Source organism: Daejeonella lutea (assembly GCF_900168015.1).
In the GTDB taxonomy this organism is placed as follows: Bacteria; Bacteroidota; Bacteroidia; order Sphingobacteriales; family Sphingobacteriaceae; genus Daejeonella; species Daejeonella lutea.
Genome location: NZ_FUYR01000001.1, coordinates 1,353,665 through 1,374,435 on the forward strand (window position 1 = coordinate 1,353,665; position 20,771 = coordinate 1,374,435).

Genomic DNA, 20,771 nt, shown 5'->3' on the forward strand with positions numbered 1-20,771 from the left:
AACTTTGATCCTTAAAAAGTTTATCCCAATTGCTGCTACTGTTTCAGCTTCGATTATATTTTTGTTTGTTTTTATAAGAACAACAACTTGCAGCCATCCGATTTCAATAATTTCCCCGGCATTCGAAATAGAGCCCAAATTTGTCCTTGCATCAAATGGTGATGTTGTTTTTAGCGCAGTTGATCAAGGGACATACTCGATATATAAATATACCAGTTCAGGCTTGAAAAAAGAAGATCACCGAGATGGGTATTTAAGTCCATTTTTAATTGATAACAAAGTATATGGCCTAATTGACAAGAATGGAGATCAGAATTATACAACAGACCATGGTATCATAAAAAAACTAATTGGAGGGCGGTTTATCACATACCTCCATGTATTTCCAGGTACTGATGAAGTAGTAGTTCAGCTAAACAATGATAATACAGTCTACCTTCTGGATTTATCTAATGAAACAAAAACAGCCATTTTTTACGGTGTTCAAAAAGTCCACAATATTTTGAAACTTAATACTAATTCCTTCATAATAAACTACGATGGGTATTTGTCCCATTACGATCTTAAAACAAAATCCGAGCGACTTATTGCTAAAAATGTAAATGGTGATAGTATGAATGCATTCATAACTGATGACTTATTTTTGTATTACGCTAACCAGGGCAACGAGAATCACTATAAAATTTTTGAGGTTAATCTTAAGGTAAATCCTTTAGAAAGCCGGGTAATGCACAAGAAGGAAGGATACGATGTTCGTATGCCAAAACGAAGGGGGGATCTTTTATATTTTTTAGAACTGGTTAACAGCGAATACTTACTTTCTGAGATGAATCTGCGAGACAAAACAGTTAAGCGGATTACAAGTAAGGGCGTGATATATATGTATGAGTTTGGAGCAAAAAATAATATAATTCTATCTTATTCAGACTTTGAAAACCCCAAATGTATTGCAGATTATAACAGAGACAATGAAAAATTTTCCATAAAAACGGGATCGAGACGGCAACTTTCTTTTACCCATAGAGCAATAAAAAATAAAGACGGATCTAATGCATATTTGATTAAAGCCAAAGACAAGAGTTACAAAGGCGTAATACTATACTTTCATCCTGGCCTGCATAGCGACTTCTCTCCCCGCTGGGATCCAGTGATTGTTAATCTTATTATGAACGGTTATATAATTCTCGCACCAAATTATCCAATGTCTTCCGGCTATGGGCAAACATTTTATCAGTCTGACTTACAAGCTGCAGTAAATGATATTAACCACTGGAAAGAATACGTAAAAGCAAACCTCTCGGGCTATCCTCTGTACTACCTTTCATCAAGTTCAGGAAATATATTAATGGAGAAATCTTTGAAAGAAAATGGGAAGGATGTTACCGCTTTTTCCTCTCTATTTGGTATAGCGTCCGATGAATTGAAATTTACTGATAAACGTGGTTTATACGTCCTCGGGCAGAATGACCCGATTATTGACATTGAAAGTCGTAAACACACGATTTTGGCCCAAAACAATGATAACAAAATTATAAGCTACGAAAATGAAGGTCATTGGATTCGTCATCAGGAAAACAATAGCGATCTTATTAGAAATATTCTCACCTTTTATTGTGATGAGAAGCCGTTATTTTCCTCTCATGACGAATAAAGTACTTAGTTTGCTAATACATTACTAGTGAGTAGATCCGGGTGTACTTAGGTGAAAGTTTTTACCGAGATTTAGTTAATGATTTTAACTGAAAACCAAATAGCTCTGATCTCTAGACCAAATCCGGTTTTAAATTCGATAAATTGAAAGTATAATAAATGCCCCTATCAAGGGGCATTTATACCGCTAGCACCCTAATGAAACTGTATTGGTGATAGTCGTAGGATCAACTGTTCCTCCACTACAAAGTAAATTTGCTGAACGCTTTTTGAATTTGAACACAATTTTGGACTTGATAAACCCACGGGTTTTGAGGTTGTTTTTCATAACTTCTTTATTTTGTTTTTCAAAAAGTTATTGGTCCCGCCTATTAGTAAAAAATTTATTACACCAATCTGGTTTTGCCGTATCCAAACATGTATATTGCCGTGATTTCAGGTTAATAATGGAGAGTAAGCGGATTGCTTTTTGGCCGGTATTTTACAAGCATTTATTGTGTTGGAGCATCTTTATTGCCTATGAACTGACTTACATTTTTGTAATGACAGGCAGCATTCAGAACGTTGATGGATTAACTGTCAATTATGTTCTAAACATTTCCCTTTTCTATTTTAATGCTTATATCATATTGGACTATTTCGGGGAAAGACTAAAAATCTCGTGGCTTTTAATCGGGGGTATAGTTCTTCTTGAGATATTTGTATTCGTTTTGATCAAATACCCTCTCAATTTATTGATCATTGGTGACCGCATCCGTCTGAATACAAGTGTAGAATACCGCGCTTATGCGATGAGTAACATACTGAGGTCGTTTTATTACGTCCTCTTTAGTACAGCGTATTGGTTTTCAATCATCACCGTACAGCGTAACAAGAAAATCATTGAACTTGAAAGCCTGCGGCTTGTCCAGGAAAATGATAAGATAAGGTTGCAGAAAGACTTGTTATCTGCACGAAATGCCTATCTCCAATCACAGGTAAACCCCCACTTTCTTTTCAATACATTGAATTTCATGTACAATTCGTCGATGAAGGTGTCCGAAAAGCTGTCGACTTCCATACTTACCCTTTCTGACATCATGAGGTATGCCTTAACCCGGATAGATGAGGATCAAAAGGTGCTGCTAAGAAATGAGATTGAACATATCAAAAACTTCATTGATCTTAACCAGGTTAGGTTTGATCAGCAGCTTTCTATCGACTTTCGGGTTAATGGACGTGTTGGCGACAGCCGGATAATACCGCTTTCATTGATTACTATTGTCGAGAATATGTTCAAATACGGCGATTTGCTCGATCCTGAATACCCGGCATCACTAGTGATAACATTGCACGAAAATGAACTGGAGGTAGAGGCTTCAAACAAAAAGAGGGCGGGTCGAATAGTGCCCGGGCATGGTACTGGATTAAAAAATTTGCGGGAACGCCTGGACATATATTATGCGGATGCGTATGGGCTGGAAATAGAAGACACAGATACTCAATATAAACTCAAATTAACAGTTATTCTAACCTGACCCTATGATAACGTGCTATATAGTTGACGACGAAAGTCATGCGATTGAAACCCTCACAGCTTACGTTGAAAAAGTCCCCGGCTTAGTCCTTATCGGATCTGCCACAAATCCGCTGGTCGCACTTGAAGAAATTACAAAATCTGTACACCCTGATATTACCTTCCTGGATGTCGATATGCCCCAACTTTCAGGGATAGAGCTGGCCGGTCTTATAAATGATCGGACAAAGGTTATTTTTACCACTGCCTTTTCAGATTATGCAGTGGCAGCATTTGAGAAAAATGCCAGTGACTATATGCTGAAACCGGTCTCCTTTGAACGCTTCCTTTCGTCGATTAAAAAGGTGACGGATAATCTGCCGGCCAGCAAAGCAAATGCAGCGGATGATCATTTTTATATTAAATCGAATATAAAAGGGAAAGTAATTAAACTGGCCTTTAACGATATTGTACATGTCGAATCTATCAAAAACTACCTCTCGATCTACACGGGCGACAATAAATATGTTACCTATCTGACCATGAAAGAACTAGAAAAGGTTTTACCTGAAAATCTATTTCTACGAGTTCACAAGTCTTTCATCGTTAATAAAAACTATATCAAGGCGATTGACGGCGCTTCTATTCAATTATCAAACAATACAAAAATACCTGTAGGGCAAACCTACAAGGACATTTTGCAGAATTATATTTCTGAAAAGCTTATTGCCTCTTCACGTTAAATCTTGCTTTAACTGACATGTAATGACGTAAGCAGAGATAGTATATTACCATTTCATTTTTTCGCTGCTCGGTATTAAAGAGTCTGTTCATATGCATATGAAAGATATCCAGGGCAAGCTGATCCTGTATTAGAATTGCATGCCCCCGGACCTGCTCATAAAGGAGCTCTAGCTCCATCTTGAATTGGTTCAAAGCCCTTTTTTCCTTCCCGACCGTAGGATTGTTATTAAAAGCCATGTTCACATGCCTCTGGAATACCCGATATTTCTTATTTAGGTCGGCACGCAAGGTCTTTTCATCACCATTTTCGGCCATCAGACTTTTCGAAGCTGCCTCCAGCAGGGTTATCCGGCGATCGAGGTCCATTTTAAAGGCATTAAAGATCTCCCGTAGTCCGATCACCCCGAATTCAATTAGCATCTCTGCATCGGGTTGTCTTGACAGGCGTTCGGCAATAAGCAGGCTGCTAGCCTGGAAGACTTTCTCAACCTGACCGATCGTTTTTACGCCATAACGTTCAATTTCAGGCTTATAAGAATCAATCTGCATATTACTGATCACCGTGGAAATACCCAGTGGTCGCAGGATTGTATTAAACTGTTCCGAAACGTTCTTGACAAATTCCAGTTTCCCTAGTATGCGCACACGCAAATGGTGATCCGGATCATTATACCGGATAAAGAACCATTTATGAATATCTGCAGCGTTCCTTTTTATAAATGGATAAATTTTTCGGGATATGATGTGATTAGTCGCCTGGTCGCTGCAATAGATTTTAAGATAGATCCACTTACTGCCAGGAAAAAAAACACGATCCTGTGTTGACTTAAGAGGTTTTGAGGCTGCAAGCCCTGCGTAAACCTTTTGAGGATTTGTCAGGCAGGCAATATACTGGCTGATATGGATCTCATTTTCACCATCTTTTATACCTGCATCCGAATTAGACGGCATGAAAAATTCTTTAAATGTTACCTTATCTCTTTTCTTAATATCTCTTAGCAGGAGTTGAATGCTTTCGGTAGATTGGAGATCAAAAACCAGCTGCTTGTCGCCCTCACTTAGAGCGAAGTAACGGGGGAAAGACCGCTCCAAAGCTATTTTTATAAAAGATTGCCCGTCTGTTAAACGGGAAAGTTCGGCATCTGTAAAGATCCAGGTCGCCTGTGAAAGAATTGTGTCCTTGTATTCAATTCGGGGATAATAACTTAGCCCGGGAATGACCTCTTCGGGATTTAATGTCAGGCTTTTACCCACCGTCTGATGCTGAAGATCGCTGAGAAACCTGAAAACAGGAAGCTCACTTCGGCCATGGTTGTATGCCGAGCTCATCCTTGGTATAACCCGCTTATTTAATCTCGAGGATCGCAGGATCAATTCATTTCCCCTAACAGAAATCATTAGCTCATCGAGACGAATTACATGAGCGGAATCCAGGGTTGAATTCACCATCACGGGTATTTCATAGTCGCATACATGCCCCCGAACATTGATATTCGCCGCATGCTCATCAGTAAAATAGGCTATCTCTGCAAAAATGACACTGTCATTTGCTTCCTGCTCTATCTTATTGATCTGCTTCGCTTCCTTTAATATCTTTTCGTCGAAAGCAGTGAACCTTCCAATCAGGCTTGTTGCACCAGCCCCGCCTGCAGCTTCAATAAATACCTTGTCGTCATGTATCCTGAACATGACAGATATCCCGGAAGCAAATGCCGTGGTGTTCTCTGGAAGTTTTCTTAAATCGTCATCGGTAATAATGATAGTCGGGTCATTTCTTGGTTTCGTCATTTTGGTGACGAGCATACTCTGCACGGCCCCCCAGGTGATGCGATCCGGGCCGGGTGGTTTATTAAAATTAATGTCGCCAAGCAATTCTTCTTCTCCAGAGTTGCCTTCCAGTCCTGCATACGATATCCCAATCTCAGGATCAAGGGCAGACATCAACGGGATTTCCTGTTTTTCGAATTTCTCAGAAAAACGAATTCTGAACTTGCTAAGAAAGCTGGATTCATTATTGTCATGCAATCGGTATAAACAAGCGATTGCATCAAGCAGCTTAACCTGGAAACTCTCGTTTAGAGTACCGTTAACCGAACGCGTATAATTTACATAAAACCTGTCTGTCGTTTTGATATCGCCGAGCGCGGATTTAAGCGTGTCCGCTGCTTTATAAAAGCAATCGGTATGTGGGGCGTTTAGTAATCTTAGTGAATTGACAATATCCCTGATTCGTAAATTCCCAGTCTGGGTGCTAATTCGCCCGAGGTATTTCTCCCCGGTCACATTTGGTAGCGTGCTACTCAGTATAAGCTCTTCTGCGGTAAACTCCAGCAAGATCTCATCAGGTTCATCTTCAGGAAATTTTCGCAAAAAAAAATCCCGCAATTCTGAAAGGCTTGTCCCATACCGCGTAAGTGTTTTAAGCTCCTTCAGCAATTTATTGTACCCTACGGCAGCTATTCCATAAGAGCCGGAATCCTTGCTAGTCTGCGGTAAAGTTTTTAAATACCTTAATTCCTTACCTACCCGGTAACTGCTTGCGTTAAAATGGAAGGGTTCTACAAGTTCCTCTCCGAAACATTCATCGATAATCTCTTTAGCTAGCTTAAAATCAAGATCGATGTGCTCGGTGTTTTTGCCAGTAAAAGTCAGCGGCTCGGGTTCATTTCCCCAGGCGATTGAGGAGAACGAAGAAAACAACCCGAACGGTGTCGCCCGATAGCACATCCGGTTATAATATTTCAGCAGACTATCGCGGGCACCTGGCTTAATCAGTTTCGGGTCGAAGTTCTGGAGTTTTACTTGATGGTAGAGATCCGGGCTTGCAAAATATAAAGCCCTCCTGAAGGACTCGTTCCTTAGAAAATGGAAATCGTAAGCATTTTTGAAATCAGGAACAGGTAAGGCAGGGCAACGTACAAACAGAACGGGTGAAAAAACATAAGGCAGCATTTTTCTAAGATAACCATTGGTGGTTTGATTATAAACTTGAATGGTGAATAGGTGTTTTTGGTCTACTGGATTTGTAATTTCATTAATGTGCCGTTTTCCGGTGTTAGTTTCTGGGATTACTTTTATAGACAATCGCTACGTTCCTATATAGAAAAGCTTTGTTCGTGTAATAAACTTCTGCTCAACGAGTGTACTGACTATCTTTTGATGAAATCCAGAAAGGGGAGCCGAACAGTCGGCCCTGCATCTACCTAAAAATGCTAATGGAATATTCACTAATCAATTCACTGGCCCGCCGAAACTGCGAGCCGGTGTTTGATTTACAAGCCGGGTCATATGAACACTTATATATTTCTGATTGATGATGATCCGATCCAACTGCGACTTGGTGAATTTCTGATCGGTAAGCATCAGCCCCTAACTAAATGCACTTCATTCACAAATGCCTCTGTTGCCATAGAATACCTTAGCGAATTCTACCTTGAAATCGAATACCTCCCCGACCTGATATTGTTGGATCTTGATATGCCCCAGCTTAGTGGTTGGGGTTTCTTGCACCTTTTCAGCAGATTAAAACCCTACATCAAAAAGGACATAGCGGTGGTGATCATTTCATCATCTGCTGATCATAAAGCAAAGACCTCACTTAAGCGATATAATTTTGTGAAGGGAGCTTTTCTGAAGCCGTTGACAGCTGACTTTGTAATTACGCTCGGAAATTTTCAGCGGCTCAATGTCCGAACCAACGATTCTAAAAAAAGAAGATTCATGTAATTAGCAGCACCTTCTCCAATGGGGTTATAAGGTTTTTCCTACGTGAATTTCGGACTTGATTCCCGATCAGCCTCAACCACATTCATTTACTCGCTGCCCACATCGGATCCTGCTTTAAAACCGCTGCATGTACTACGCCATCTTCAAAATGCGCCCCCGCAGATAACCATTACTCTTTAAAACTTCATTGACAATTTCTCCACCTGTAAAGCGAAATGTTTTCTTGAACGGTTGCACCCACTCCTGTTTGGTTTTATAAGGTTTTACCTGCTCATGGTTAAAATCGGCGCTCCTGATTGCACTGAAGCCCTATTAAATCTATTAAAGTTTGCCGATCATTCTTATTTCTAAAACGCTGGACTATTTTATGTAACTTACTTAATGACCGAGGCCACTTATAAGCAGTTGTTCTATAATAGTCCCGTCCCGATGTACGTCTTCGACGCCGAGACGTTTGACTTCTATTCGGTTAATGAAGCTGCACTTCAACAATACGGCTATACACAAGCCGAATTCCTTCAGTTGAAGGCTACGGATATCAGGCCGCAGGAGGAGGTCGCCTCTTTTTATCATGCGACCAAAGGCGCTCCCGAGAGGTACATTGATTTTGGAAGGTGGCGGCATTTAAAAAAGACCGGCGAGATATTCAATGTCCAGGTTTACGCGCATACTACCGAGTTTGAAGGAAAAAAAGTGCGGGTGGTTTTAGCCATCAATATCGAGGACACAGTGAGAACGGAATCGGATATAGCCAATATCCTGGAAAGTATCACCGATGGATTCTATGCGCTGAACAGGAATTGGGAGGTCACTTACTTTAATAAAACCGCTGAGAGGGTCCTGGGCTGCACGCGAAAAGAAATTATAGGTAAAAATCTTTGGGAATTCTTTCCTGAGTCAAAAAATGGCCGGTTCTACACCGAATATTCCCGGGCAATGAACGAGGGCATTAGCGTACATTTTGAGGAATGCTATGCCCCGCTTGGCGTATGGGGTTCTATGCATGTTTATCCGACACGGGATGGCATAGCAGTTTATTTTGTAGACATCACCGAGCAGAAAAAGATCCAGGAAAAGATCCTGCGAGATGAAGAGAACCTTCGTGCGATCATCAACAATACGTCCGACCTGATCTGGTCGATAGGCCTTGATTATGAATTCATTTCGGCAAATAATGCGTTCTGGGAGCGCCTGGAGCAAAAGACCGGGCGGAAGGTATCACAACTCATTGAAGGAGATTTCGAGAGGGAAACAATGGAGGAGTTCAGCGAATACTATAACCGCTGCTTTGCAGGCGAGGCTTTCAAGATCATCCGTGAGGATAAAATGGAAGGGCGGATCATATTCGAGGAAATCAGCTTCAATCCAATTCTCGACAAAAATCGCCAGGTTGTTGGTGTCAGCACCTTTGCTCGTGATATCACAAAACAGCACCTCTATACCCAAATGATCGAAAAACAGAACGAGCAGCTCAGAAAGATTGCCTGGATCCAATCGCACGAATTGAGAGCACCCGTGGCAAACATTCTTGGCCTTTTACCGCTCTTCGACCGTACAAACTTGACCAACCCCGACGACCTGGAATTTTTCTCACTGATGGAGAAAGCAGCAACAAAGATGGATGAAATTGTAAAGAAGATTACGGATGAGACGATAACGGTTGAGGATTATTGGAAGGATTCAAATGTTAAGGGTTATTGGTGATTGGGTACATGGATGATCGGTGGCCAGTATGTATACGGTAAAGTTTGCAGGGCGTGATCACAATTCCTTCATATTGATCTATCGAATACTCATATTCATCTATTCAAAAACCGTTTGTATCCCTGACCAGGCATTTGCTTGCAGTGTTAGCGTATTTATTATTGTACATTTTTAGTTCATCAATTTGGATTTTATGATGTAACTGAACAACACTAAACCTGAAAAACAAATCTTATGAAAAACATTAACAAATTATTTATCCTGGTGTGCTGTCTGGCAGGCCTGGGATGTGACAAGGATCAAAAGCTTGTTTCGGAAATTGCAGGGGAATACAAAGTTGAAAGCATTATTAATTATGATAATGGCCAGTCAACGAATTTAACCATCACTGCCGGAACCATTTTTTTCGACGACTGTACCATGAAGGATGGAGTTGGAGGGAATTGCACAGGCTGGTATGATGTAAATGGATCCGGCCGTGTTAACTTCCAGTATTATACCCGCAAAGAGGGCGGTTCAAAAACAATCCGGATTTCTAACCCTATGCCAGTGAAGGAACCACAAATTATTGGTTATTATAAATTCGATAAAGACGCCAGCTTTACGCTTCTGAATGGCATTGAAGGATCAACTGATGCTGCCAACGGCGTGTCGTACTCAGATTATTCAGTTATCAAATTATCGAAAAAATAATTCTTCATGGATTTATGGCTGTTTCAGGACCGATCACGCTCAACTCGAATATCCTGGGTAGGCGAGCCTCGCAGGATCTGCATCAGATCGGTCCCTGCCCGGATCGCCACTTATTGCTATTCGCTGCGTTTAGTCCGCCGAGTTCAAACCTCAGACCTCTAACCTCCTTTGCCAGCTGTAACTTCAACGAAGGATGGAGACTCCAGTCCTCCAACCCTCTCCATCAAATAATTTCCGATTTTCCTATTAAATGTATACATTCCCGTTACATTCTACCCGATTGTACATGCGAAACATCCAATCCGCAGCGATAAAGACATCGCTCATTGTCCTTCTCCTGGCGAACATCGGTTATGCCAGCGCGCAGGACAGCCTGCTCTTAGCCCGACAGGCAGCACATAAAAGCCGGGAATATATTTCCTTTGACGCGCAGCCCTTGTTTAGAACCGGGACGACAATCGTCCGGGCCACAGACAGGGATGTGATGAAGAAATTAAATACTCCCGGCTTTGCTGTCGGGGTAGATTATCAAAGGGTAAGCCTGAGCGGATTAACCTTCGCCGGAGGAATACACTTTCGCATGATTCCGGTTGCGTACAAGTTCGACGTGAATTACAACGAATTGGCCTCCGGCGGACCCTCTACTTCAAATTTCGGGTCGAAAAATTCGAATTTAATCAATGGCCACTTCTACTTTCCGATCCAGGCCGGCTATGCCTTTAGCAAGAAGATCGGTAATTGGGCACCATCAGTTCTGGGAGGCGTTAGCATAAGCAGCGTGCAAAGTTCACATCTGAGCAGCGGATCGTACTATTGGGATAACGCAAATGTTAGGCACCCGGTACAAGAAATTTCCGTCTATTATAGCGAACTCCATCCCTGGTTAACGTATACCCTGAATGCCAGGGCATCAAAAACATTACGGAGGGGTAATCAGATCTTCTTTGGGTTCAATTTTAACTATTCGCCGGTAATATATAATCAGGGGGATTACGCCTATTACCCAGAGAGCGGACAACAAACTGGCACTTTCAGCGATACCGGCAGCTATATCGCTTTGCAGTTTGGATTCTCCTTCGTGAGAAAATATCAGGAACCTCAACCATACAGACGATGAGCAAGCTTAAGATTTTAACGCTGGTCCTGATACTGTTAACAGCCCAGCTGGTTCGTGGCCAGAAATCCCTGGAGTTTCGATTTACACCCAAGATAAGTCAGAAGCCCGAAATTGAAAACCCTTCGCCGGCAAGGATCACCGCTCCTACGCAAATTGCTTATGATATGGGTGTGACCTTTACCCATATGCTGAATCAAAAATGGGGTGTTGGTGGAGGAATCACCTTGGGAAGCACCGTCTATCGGATGGATTTCAGTGCACCCAGTTCAGCCTTTGGCACCAAACAGGATAAGGGAAATTTAGATATCGGCTATTACTTTTATCCCTATAAGTATCAGGGTATAACTGCACGCGGCTTACGGAATTTCGCCCTGAACAAACGCACTTCGCTCAGAATCCTCGCCGAGCCCTCACTGATGTATTACAGCTATAGTGAAGACAATTTTGATGGGTTCACGGATGGTTTTAACCGCGCGGTACCCTACGATCCGGAAAATCCGGCAACCCTTCCTGCCGACCTGCTCGTCGATATACCGGGAACAGGGCATCGGCTCGACCTTTATCTGGCAGCGGGCTTGGGTATAGAAAGAAAACTTTCCCCATCGAGCAGTTTTGTGATTGGTGTTCGGAAAAGCTTCGGACTGAGACCTATTGGTGCCGGGATACTGCAGGTGCAGATGAACGATAAACTATATACCGGCAAATTCAACACGCGTGCTGGATTTTTTGGAGTAGACCTGGCCTATAAGTATAGCTTTCAGAAGAAACCCGAATCGGTGAAGCAATTGCAAATGGTGCCCGCCACGGGAAAATATCAGCGGGTTGTGTATGGAGAGTTGCAGGGTGCCGGTATGGGATATAGCCTGAATTATGATATGCGCCTCAAACCCGACCGGAAAGACGGTTTCGGCTTCCGCGCCGGGCTCGGCTGGGAACCGGACGAGTACTCTGGCAACTGGACAACCCTGCCTTTGGGAATTAACTATGTTTTGGGTAAGAGAAAGCATGGTTTTGAAATGGGTTTAGGAGTTACCTTTTTTCACAATGCTTCTGGGGCAAATTACTTCATTGACCTGTATGATGATGAACCGCACCCCAAAATAACCTCGGCAGAACTATTCACTATTGGATACCGATACCAGGTAAGCCCAAAATTGCTGCTTAGAGCTACCAATTCATTTATGTATACCGGGAAGGGTTATTTTTATACTCCGCTTTGGGAAGGACTTTCTTTTGGGTATACATTCAACACACCTAAATTACCTCCCCGGTTGCCAAAACTAACGACTGAGAAAGTTCTTGATGAGCCAGCACCCGGACGGTACAGGAAAGCCATTTTTGTGGAAGGCGGCGGCAACGTTTTCGGGCTCTCAGCAAATTTCGATATGCGCTTGAGGCCGGGTCGTAATGACGGGCCGGGGTTCAGGGCTGGTGTGGGTTATGGTGCAGTGCTTTATGAAGACGATTATAGGTACTTTGGATTAGCGATCCCGCTTTCTTACAATTATATCTTCCGCAATGAGCGGAGCGGCATTGAAACTGGCCTGGGTGTTACACCCAGCTTCGCAACAGGAAATGGCATATCAAATCCTTCGCTGGCGGTCGTAGCCAACCTGGGTTACCGGCTGCAGCCGCTGCGGGAAGGCTTGATTGTTCGGGCAACGTACAGTCCGGCCTATGACAACCGGGGGTTCAGATCGGGGTTGGGGGTTTCTTTTGGGTATAGTTTTAGGTAGATCGGAGGTCACCATCCTTCGTTTAAGCTACGGCTGGCAAAGGAAGTCGGAGGTCGGAAAACTGAAGTCGGAGGTCGGAGGTCTGATGGATTTCCGACAAGTGGATTTCCGACAAGATTTAACCGCAGAGAGCGCAGAGTTCACGCAAAGGGCGCAAAGGAGTGGATTTCCGGCATTGGATTTCCGACAAGGGTTAACCGCAGAGAGCGCAGAGTTTTACGCAAAGGGCGCAAAGAATTGGATTTCCGACGAATTTACCACGGAGGACACGGAGGAAACACGGAGGAAACAGAGGAGTGGATTTCCGGCATAGATTAAATATAAGGCATATAAAATTTTTCACCAATGCAACAAAGTCCAACGTTCGATGCCGGCGAAGCTGCCTACAATGGCACACTGGAGCCGCCACAATTCTAAGTATCTTCCTCGTATGAAAACATCCGCCTCCATCTTCATCCTACTAGTAGTCACTTTCACCACCCTTGCCCAGCCCATCAGCGGTCAATGGAGTGGTACCTTAAACGCCGGGGCAATGAAACTAAAGGTCGTGTTCCACATCACCAAAACAGAGTCCGGCTATAGCTCCACGATGGACAGTCCGGACCAGGGTGCGATGAAAATACCCGTAACGGCAACGACCTTCGAAGCACCGAATTTGAAACTGGAGATTTCAAAATTACAGATAGAATACAAGGGAGTATTAAAAAACGATACTCTTTCGGGGACTTTCATTCAGTCGGGAATGCCGATCCCTTTGACCCTGACCAAAACACTGATCCCAGCTTCTAAACGACCGCAGGAACCTAAACCTCCCTTTTCCTATTATACAGAAGACCTTACATTTAGAAACAGTGCGGCGAATATCTCTCTGGCCGGAACATTAACTCTGCCTGCAAAAGACGGCAACTATCCGGCTGTAATTCTTATCGGGGGCAGCGGTCCGCAAAACAGGGACGGGGAAATTGCAGGGCACAAGCCATTGCTTGTACTTGCTGATCACCTGACTAAAAACGGAATTGCTGTATTCCGTTTCGACGACCGGGGTGTGGGAAAATCAGAGGGAAATTTCCAGACAGCTTCCATCCCTGATTTTACGTCGGACGTGGAAAGTGCTTTGGCTTACCTGAAAACCCGCAAAGAGATAAACAAGCAAAAAATAGGCTTGGTAGGCCACAGTGAGGGCGGGATCATTGCCCCGATGCTGGCAGCAAAATCGCCTGATGTGAAGTTTATCGTCATGTTAGCCGGTCCCGGCCTGCCGGGATATAAGTTGCTATTGCTGCAAATGGAGAAAATGCAAAGGGCTATGGGAGTGCCCGATAAAATGGTTCAGGAGAGCGCTAAATTTTACGGAGAAGCTTACCAGATGATTTGGGAGTCTCCCGAAAATGACCCAAGCTTGAAAACCAGGGTCGGCAAGTACGTGACTTTCCAAATGGGTATCCAGGCTCCAGAGGGTGCGGCAAACGGTGTGGTGTCAAGTATCACCAATCCCTGGATGGTCAGCTTCCTGAAGTACGACCCTGTTCCGGTATTAAGCAGAGTTAAAATTCCGGTCCTGGCATTGACTGGCGAAAAGGATGTGCAGGTCCTCCCCGCAGAAAATCTTGCTGGTATTAAAAATATCCTTACCGAATCGGGTAATAAGAATTTCACGGTAAAAGAATACCCCGGACTGAATCACATGTTCCAGACGTGTACGACGTGCTATCCTTTTGAAGCTTTGGAGGAGACGTTTGCTCCGGAGGTGTTAAAGGATGTGACGGAGTGGGTGCTTGGGAGGACGAAGTGAGGGGGGTCTGAAGACTGAAGTCGGAGGTATGAGGTCTGAGGTCGGAGGTCGGATGGATTTCCGGCATTGGATTTCCGACAAAGATTAACCACAAAGCACACAAAGTTTTTCACAAAGGGCACTAGTCACACTGCGATCCGATAGCTATCGGATCCAGCGTATGCTGCCTGCCTGGCCGGTAGGCAGGGAACCTCACACATTAAATTATTAAGAGATTTGATTGCTTCGTCGTACCTCCTCGCAATGACAGAAGCGGCATTTTTTTCAGGCAGTTGTAGGTAAAAAGGTCGACATTATTCCAACCCAACCACTATGAAGATTGTCATTGCAACGCGAAGCAATCTTTGCGTCTTTAGATTAAAAATTAACACAGCGTTTAGCCCATCACGCTTCAACTTTCAGCTTTCAGTTTTCCCCTTTCAACTCTCCACTCTCAACTTTCCCCTTTCAACTTTCCACTCTCAACTCTCAACTTTCACCTCTCAACTTTCCACTTTCCACTTTCCACTTTCCACCCGATAGCTATCGGCTCTCAACTCTCAACTAAATAACTCTCAACTTAACAACGTCCCCCCAATTTCATCCCTCAAGCCCTTTTTCACTCCTACCTCATCCGCATACTTTTTCCAGTTTCCGACTACGCCCTTAATCTCTTCGAAAATATCTGCAGCCTTTTTACATCGGATTGATTCGCCGATCACCAATAGATCCGCTTTGGTAATTCCATTCCGTTTTCCATTAATGCTCAATGCATGCTGACTCACCCATTCGCTTCCGGGGCGGTAGGCATGGCACAGGTCATAGGCCGGGGAGAGCTCCCAGTGCCCGCCTTGTTTTAATAAGAAAGAGAAGTTCTTCGTGTGGTCGTCACAGTTCCGTGCGAGGACATTGAATACCATGCGCCGGAACATCTGTTCCGCTTCGGCATAGGTCAGTTTCAATTCACGCATACACTGGAAAAGCTGCTCATAACTGAAGCTGTTCACCAGGTTATAGTCGTAATGCTTTAGCGCGCAGAAAGTCTGAACGTGATGTTTCGTTCCATTAGCTTCCCGGTCAAAGCGCTTAGTCATGAAGTGTGCCCTGCCGTTTTCTTCCAGCAGCCTGGAAGGCATCATGTTGATCCCGCAGTCTTGGGCCATATGGTAATAAGCCATTTCCACACGGCCGTAGCCAGAACTGCTGCCCAGCTGTACATCGCTGACCCCATCCAGCTTGATCAGCCAGTGTTCAAAACCTATAGGTACTTTGGTCTGGCCAGATTTAACTTCGCCGGTTTTTTCATTCCATGCGATCACCGCTTTAGGGCGGGCGCCGCCGGCAGAGGTACCGATCTTTAAGATGTCCAGCACGGCATGCTCTTCGTACTTATTGAGGTTAGTAGCAAATGCTTCACGCTGGTCGAGCATTCTCTGCGCTGTGGCCACCAGGCTTTCTATTTCTATGGAGAAGGTGCGTTTGTTTTCTTTGAGCACAGCAGGCTCGAATTCGAGTGCCCCCATCCCGCGGCTTCCGATGAAACAGAGCATTTCAATCGGGTTCATTCTATCCTGCGGCCGGCCTTGCTGCGCCAGCCATAAATTGATTAACTGGTTCCCGTATTTGTCGGGCAAAGCATCTGCAAGTAATCCCGGCAGGCCTTTGAAGGTGTCGTGCTCAGAATCTCTTTCCTTTCTTAACTCAGGAAATGAGAATTGGCTGCGGTTATCAGCAAGCGGCATCTTAAGCGGCGCCAGATCCCAGCCCGATCGCTTGAATTTAGGGTCGTATTCAAACACAGCATATCCTGTTGCCGGATCCCATGCTACGGCGCCGGCCAAGGTTCCCCATATTTTGACTTCAGCTACTTCCATGGCTTACCAGTCTGATTCCCCGCGGCCTTCGCTCCTGTTCGCCTTCCCACGTGCGCGCTGGCGCTTTTCTTTCTGTAATTTAGCCAGGGCCAGCGGACTGATCGTCTCCTTCACTTCAAATGCCATTAATACCGGCAATTGATCCAGGACCCGCAATACCTGGATCAGGGTGGTGACAGTAACTGTTTCTCCCCTTTCCAGTAAACTCAGCGTCGAACGGCTGATCCCGGCTGCAGTGGCCAGTTCATTCTGTGTCCTGTTTTGTTCCATGCGATGATGCCTGGCAAATTTCCCGATTTGGGCTGCAATAGCCTGATCACTCATAGAAGTCCATTCGTTGAATGACAACTCATTCATAATCCTATCTTTAGAGTTTTAATGCATGATTAACCATACAAATATAGGAAATGTTTTTATAATTTGCAAGGTTAATGAATGATTTACCGTTCATTGGGGCACGTACCTTAGCTTAATGTATGATGTTTCATTCATAATGACATCGGGCAAGCAGGTAATCGGTGATCGGTAATCAGTAATCGGTAATCAGTGATCAGTAATCAGTCTGGGCGGGCTAAACGCGTGTCAAGATGTATGAGAAACGATACACGGGTAGTCAGGGTTATACGCCCTCCTCGGACTTCTGACCTCCGACTTCTGACCTCCGACCTCCGACCTCCGACTTCTGACCACCGACTTCAGACTTCAGACCTCATACCTCCGACTTCAGCCCTCCGACTTCAGTCCTCCGTCACCCTACCCCACCGGCAGCGTAAACCAAAACTCACTTCCTTCCCCCTCCTTACTTACCACTCCAATATCCCCGCCATGACGTTTAATGATATCTGCCGAGATATAGAGCCCTAAGCCCAGGCCGGAATATTGTATTCCGCTTGTATCGGCGCGGTAATAGCGGTCAAAGATGTGTGGGATTTTAGCTTCGGGAATGCCGGGACCAAAGTCGATGACCGAAACTTTTATGTAGTTCTCGTGAGGTTTGGAGATGTTGATCTCGATGATCTTTGACAGCGGCGCATATTTCACCGCATTGTTCACGAGGTTTACGAGCACCTGATCGATCTGATGTTTGTCGGCATACACCCTCAGGCTGGTATCGCCGGTAGTTTTAAGCTCATACTCCCCTGCCATGCGGATATGGTCACAGCACTCCTCCACCATTTCGGCCACAACAAAATCAGTCTTGTGCAGGGCCAGCTGTCCCGAAGATATCTTGGACACATTCAGCAGGCTTTCTACCAGCTGCTGCATTTTAGCCAGGTTGGAGTTCACCTTATCGACAAACTCTGATAAGCGGGGTGAGGAAGGGTCGGATTTTAACAGGCGGTCGACGACCTGCATGGAAGCCCTGACACTGGTCATAGGTGTTTTGAGCTCATGACTCGCCACACTGATAAAATCGTCTTTCTGCTGCTGCAGATGAATGTAATCTGTGATATCAAGTACCGTTCCCAGCATGCGCACGCCTTGCCCCTGTCCGTTCTTCTCTACCTTGCCATGAACGCTGATCCAGTGTACCGAGCCATCCGGCCAGACTACCCGCGCTTCATAAAACAAACGCCCGGTACGGTCCATCTCCCGGTAAGCTTCAGCCCTCACCTCTATATCGTCGGGATGGATACGGTCCACAAAGTCTTTCCTGCTCAGCGAGCCCTCAACACCGAAGATCACATCCAGGCGTTCCGAAGTTCGCAGGATGCCGGTATCAAGGTCGACCTCAAAGGTTCCCATATCAGTGGCTTCAATAGCGAGCAATGCACGCTGCTCCGAATCTTCTACGGCCTTGCGCGATAAAACCTTATCGGTGATTTCAATAGCAACTACCATGACTGACGAAACCTCACCCACTGTATTTTTTACCGGCTCATAGACGAAGTCGACATAAACCAATTCTTCCATCCCATTACGAACAAGCAGAATAGGATGCTCGTTCGCATAGAAGGGCTTTCCTGTTCGGAAAACCTCATCCAGCACCGGCCGGTAAGATTCTGCCGCTTCGGGCACACCTTCCCAGATGGAACGGCTCTCAAGCTCCGACCGCTGCTTGCCAACGATTTCCAGGTAGGAATCATTGGCAACCTCTACGATCCGGTCGTCCCCGGTAACAATACAGATCCCCACTGGCGCCTGGCGCACCATGTTGTATAGTCGCTGGTTTGTGCGGGCCACTTCCTGCCGTGCCAGCTCCAGTTCGGTTACGTCCGAAGCAAAACAAAGCACACTGGAAATATTGCCGCTCGCGTCAGACATGGGCTGGTATGTAAATTTGTAATAGTAGGTTTGCAGGCGGCCGTCCACCATTAAATCCGCGCGGTCGTTTTCAGTATGATATACTTCTCCTGTTCGTAAAACATGCTGGATCAGACCCGCAAATGGCTGGTCCTTTAATTCCGGCAAGGCTTCGGAAAACTTCTTACCGAGCACTGATTTATCGCGGCCCCAGGCCTTTAGCGTAGCATCATTGGCTACAGTAATGATCATATCCTCGCCGGTAGTTACGTATACCGGGAAAGGCGACAATTCAACAATGTTCTGGTAGATATTTTCGGGCGACAAAATTCAAAAGAGTTATACTGTAAAGGTATTGTTTATAGGGAAATATTGAAAGAGGTGTGGAGAGGGGTTTGGTGGAGGAGGTATGAGGTAGGAGGTATGAGGTATGAGGTATGAGGTATGAGGTATGATGGATTTCCGACAAGTGGATTTCCGACAAGGTTTAACCGCAGAGGACACAAAGGATGCAAAGGTTGGATTTCCGACAAGTGGATTTCCGACAAGGTTTAACCGCTGAGTACAGACAGAGGGCACAGAGTTGTTCCCCGACTTGATCGGGATCTCCCGCAGACGCGCGGCTCGCGTCCTCTGGGAATTTCGACTACCTGGGTTTAAATCCACAGCGGAGCTAAATCGACAGACACTGGCGGCCGTAAAGACTGACTGGCACGTGCGGCTGTGGCCGCGTGCCGTGACAAGATCCCCGATCTAGTCGGGGAACAATCCGTTAACACGTGAACTGTCAACTGTCAACCGTCAACTGTCAACCGTCAAGGGTATATCATCAAAAACACAAACGCAAACAAATTCATCAGCAGCACCACCCCGTACACAATATTCGATTTACCGCTGCTGAGCGAGAGCATTACCGTCAACACCGATAATCCCAACAGCACGATTGATTTAATATCCAGTCCCAGGATGACGGGCATATTCAGCATGATACAAACTACAGCCACAGCGGGGATAGTCAGCCCGATACTCGCCAGTGCTGATCCCAGGGAGAGATTTATACTCGTTTGCAGGCGGTTTTGACGGGCAGCCATGACAGCCGCAGTGGCTTCCGGCAGCAGGATGATAGCTGCGATGATAACCCCCACCAACGACTTGGGAAGTGAGTAACCTACAATTATGCTTTCAATGGTTGGAGTGAGAGTTTTAGCAAGCATCACCACAATGCCCAGACTCACAAGAAGCGCGATCAGGCTGCTCGTAAACACCTTGTTGCTGATCGCAATAGGTTGCGCGGAATCCTCATTTTCTTCCGGACCTATGGTAAGAAAATACTGGCGATATCGGCTGGTCTGCGCGAAAAGAAAAGATGCGTAAATAACCAAACACGCTACGGATGCAAATACCAGCTGCGGCATAGAATAGTAGGAGCCTTTAACACTTTCGGTAAAGGTTGGGAATACCAGGGTGAAGACTAAAATGGAGACCAGCGACACCAGCGCTATCGTCACCGAGGAGGCTGAAAAGTTCTGCTCGTAATGTTTTAGTCCCCCGATAAACAAACACAGCCCGATAATTCCATTCAGTATCAGCATAGTTGCCGCGAATACCGTATCCCGTGCCAATGAAGCGGCCGCCGGTCCTTCCGACAACATTAGCGAAACGATGATCGACACTTCGATTACCGTAATCGAGATCGCCAGAATGATCGTACCATAGGGTTCTCCAACCCTTTCGGCGATGATCTCTGAATGATGCACCGCCGCCATCACACACAGAATCAGCAGCACACTCGCAACGATCTGGAACATGGTGCTGTCGTATATCAGTCCGGAGAAGAAAAGCAGCCAGGCGATTACGGGGATGATGATGGTCCATTGAAGGAGGAGTTTCATACGGTGGGGTTTTGGTTTGGCGGGTAAAGTTAGGGAAAATGGGGAGAAGGTGTTAGGATTGGGGTTGAACTGAGGTCGGAGGTCGGAAGACAGAGGTCTGACTGGATTTCCGACAAGTGATTTCC

The 20,771-nt window shown here is 45.1% G+C and carries 14 protein-coding genes; 9 read left to right on the plus strand and 5 right to left on the minus strand.

From position 1 onward, the window contains the following. Positions 1–4: 4 nt before the first annotated feature. The 3 genes from B5X60_RS06075 (at position 5) to B5X60_RS06085 (ending at position 3,888) form a co-directional block, all read left to right on the plus strand. A complete protein-coding gene (locus B5X60_RS06075; protein WP_079701718.1) occupies positions 5–1,651 on the plus strand; it encodes an alpha/beta hydrolase family protein in 1,647 nt (548 codons plus the stop codon). 541 nt (positions 1,652–2,192) lie between these two features. Continuing rightward, positions 2,193–3,167: a sensor histidine kinase gene (locus tag B5X60_RS06080; RefSeq protein WP_170878391.1), complete on the plus strand. Its 975-nt coding sequence runs from the start codon at positions 2,193–2,195 to the stop codon at positions 3,165–3,167. A gap of 4 nt (positions 3,168–3,171) precedes the next feature. After that, complete coding sequence (locus B5X60_RS06085; RefSeq protein ID WP_079701720.1) at positions 3,172–3,888, plus strand: LytR/AlgR family response regulator transcription factor; 717 nt, start codon at positions 3,172–3,174, stop codon at positions 3,886–3,888. Here B5X60_RS06085 and B5X60_RS06090 read toward each other — a convergent pair. Beyond that, positions 3,869–6,973 (minus strand): lantibiotic dehydratase, encoded by a 3,105-nt coding sequence (locus B5X60_RS06090; protein WP_079701721.1) that lies wholly within the window; start codon positions 6,971–6,973, stop codon positions 3,869–3,871. The genes B5X60_RS06085 and B5X60_RS06090 overlap by 20 nt on opposite strands. A 204-nt stretch (positions 6,974–7,177) precedes the next feature. Between B5X60_RS06090 and B5X60_RS06095 the strand changes: the two genes are divergently transcribed. From B5X60_RS06095 to B5X60_RS06125, 6 genes are all read left to right on the plus strand, one after another. After that, on the plus strand, positions 7,178–7,615 hold the full coding sequence (locus tag B5X60_RS06095; RefSeq protein WP_079701722.1) for a response regulator: 438 nt from the start codon (positions 7,178–7,180) through the stop codon (positions 7,613–7,615). 381 nt (positions 7,616–7,996) lie between these two features. Next, a complete protein-coding gene (locus B5X60_RS06100; protein WP_079701723.1) occupies positions 7,997–9,319 on the plus strand; it encodes a PAS domain S-box protein in 1,323 nt (440 codons plus the stop codon). A 234-nt stretch (positions 9,320–9,553) separates the two neighbouring features. Beyond that, on the plus strand, positions 9,554–10,012 hold the full coding sequence (locus tag B5X60_RS06105; RefSeq protein ID WP_079701724.1) for a hypothetical protein: 459 nt from the start codon (positions 9,554–9,556) through the stop codon (positions 10,010–10,012). A 286-nt stretch (positions 10,013–10,298) separates the two neighbouring features. Beyond that, the gene (locus B5X60_RS06110) at positions 10,299–11,129 is read left to right on the plus strand and encodes a hypothetical protein (protein WP_079701725.1); all 831 of its coding nucleotides are present in this window, start codon (positions 10,299–10,301) and stop codon (positions 11,127–11,129) included. Further along, positions 11,126–12,865 (plus strand): hypothetical protein, encoded by a 1,740-nt coding sequence (locus B5X60_RS06115; protein WP_079701726.1) that lies wholly within the window; start codon positions 11,126–11,128, stop codon positions 12,863–12,865. The genes B5X60_RS06110 and B5X60_RS06115 overlap by 4 nt, the downstream gene beginning before the upstream one ends. A 430-nt stretch (positions 12,866–13,295) precedes the next feature. Continuing rightward, on the plus strand, positions 13,296–14,657 hold the full coding sequence (locus tag B5X60_RS06125) for an alpha/beta hydrolase family protein (RefSeq protein WP_079702322.1): 1,362 nt from the start codon (positions 13,296–13,298) through the stop codon (positions 14,655–14,657). A gap of 554 nt (positions 14,658–15,211) precedes the next feature. On the opposite strand, the gene B5X60_RS06130 is transcribed toward B5X60_RS06125, so the two are convergent. From B5X60_RS06130 to B5X60_RS06145, 4 genes are all read right to left on the minus strand, one after another. Continuing rightward, positions 15,212–16,510 carry a type II toxin-antitoxin system HipA family toxin gene (locus B5X60_RS06130; protein WP_079701728.1) on the minus strand — a complete coding sequence of 433 codons (1,299 nt, stop codon included), beginning with the start codon at positions 16,508–16,510 and terminating at the stop codon, positions 15,212–15,214. Between the two features lie 3 nt (positions 16,511–16,513). After that, positions 16,514–16,867, minus strand: a complete 354-nt coding sequence (locus B5X60_RS06135) for a helix-turn-helix domain-containing protein (RefSeq protein WP_170878392.1) — start codon at positions 16,865–16,867, stop codon at positions 16,514–16,516. A 396-nt stretch (positions 16,868–17,263) separates the two neighbouring features. After that, the gene (locus tag B5X60_RS06140; RefSeq protein WP_079701729.1) at positions 17,264–19,081 is read right to left on the minus strand and encodes a PAS domain-containing sensor histidine kinase; all 1,818 of its coding nucleotides are present in this window, start codon (positions 19,079–19,081) and stop codon (positions 17,264–17,266) included. Positions 19,082–19,569: 488 nt separating this feature from the next. Continuing rightward, positions 19,570–20,646: a calcium:proton antiporter gene (locus B5X60_RS06145; RefSeq protein ID WP_079701730.1), complete on the minus strand. Its 1,077-nt coding sequence runs from the start codon at positions 20,644–20,646 to the stop codon at positions 19,570–19,572. Positions 20,647–20,771 lie beyond the last annotated feature (125 nt).

Excerpts from the sequence above, each read along its gene's own strand:
- B5X60_RS06080 (WP_170878391.1), top strand. The coding sequence starts at position 2,193 with ATGACAGGCAGCATTCAGAACGTTGATGGATTAACTGTCAATTATGTT.
- B5X60_RS06085 (WP_079701720.1), top strand. The coding sequence starts at position 3,172 with ATGATAACGTGCTATATAGTTGACGACGAAAGTCATGCGATTGAAACC.
- B5X60_RS06095 (WP_079701722.1), top strand. The coding sequence starts at position 7,178 with ATGAACACTTATATATTTCTGATTGATGATGATCCGATCCAACTGCGA.
- B5X60_RS06100 (WP_079701723.1), top strand. The coding sequence starts at position 7,997 with ATGACCGAGGCCACTTATAAGCAGTTGTTCTATAATAGTCCCGTCCCG.
- B5X60_RS06105 (WP_079701724.1), top strand. The coding sequence starts at position 9,554 with ATGAAAAACATTAACAAATTATTTATCCTGGTGTGCTGTCTGGCAGGC.
- B5X60_RS06110 (WP_079701725.1), top strand. The coding sequence starts at position 10,299 with ATGCGAAACATCCAATCCGCAGCGATAAAGACATCGCTCATTGTCCTT.
- B5X60_RS06115 (WP_079701726.1), top strand. The coding sequence starts at position 11,126 with ATGAGCAAGCTTAAGATTTTAACGCTGGTCCTGATACTGTTAACAGCC.
- B5X60_RS06125 (WP_079702322.1), top strand. The coding sequence starts at position 13,296 with ATGAAAACATCCGCCTCCATCTTCATCCTACTAGTAGTCACTTTCACC.
- B5X60_RS06130 (WP_079701728.1), bottom strand. The coding sequence starts at position 16,510 with ATGGAAGTAGCTGAAGTCAAAATATGGGGAACCTTGGCCGGCGCCGTA.
- B5X60_RS06135 (WP_170878392.1), bottom strand. The coding sequence starts at position 16,867 with ATGAATGAGTTGTCATTCAACGAATGGACTTCTATGAGTGATCAGGCT.
- B5X60_RS06145 (WP_079701730.1), bottom strand. The coding sequence starts at position 20,646 with ATGAAACTCCTCCTTCAATGGACCATCATCATCCCCGTAATCGCCTGG.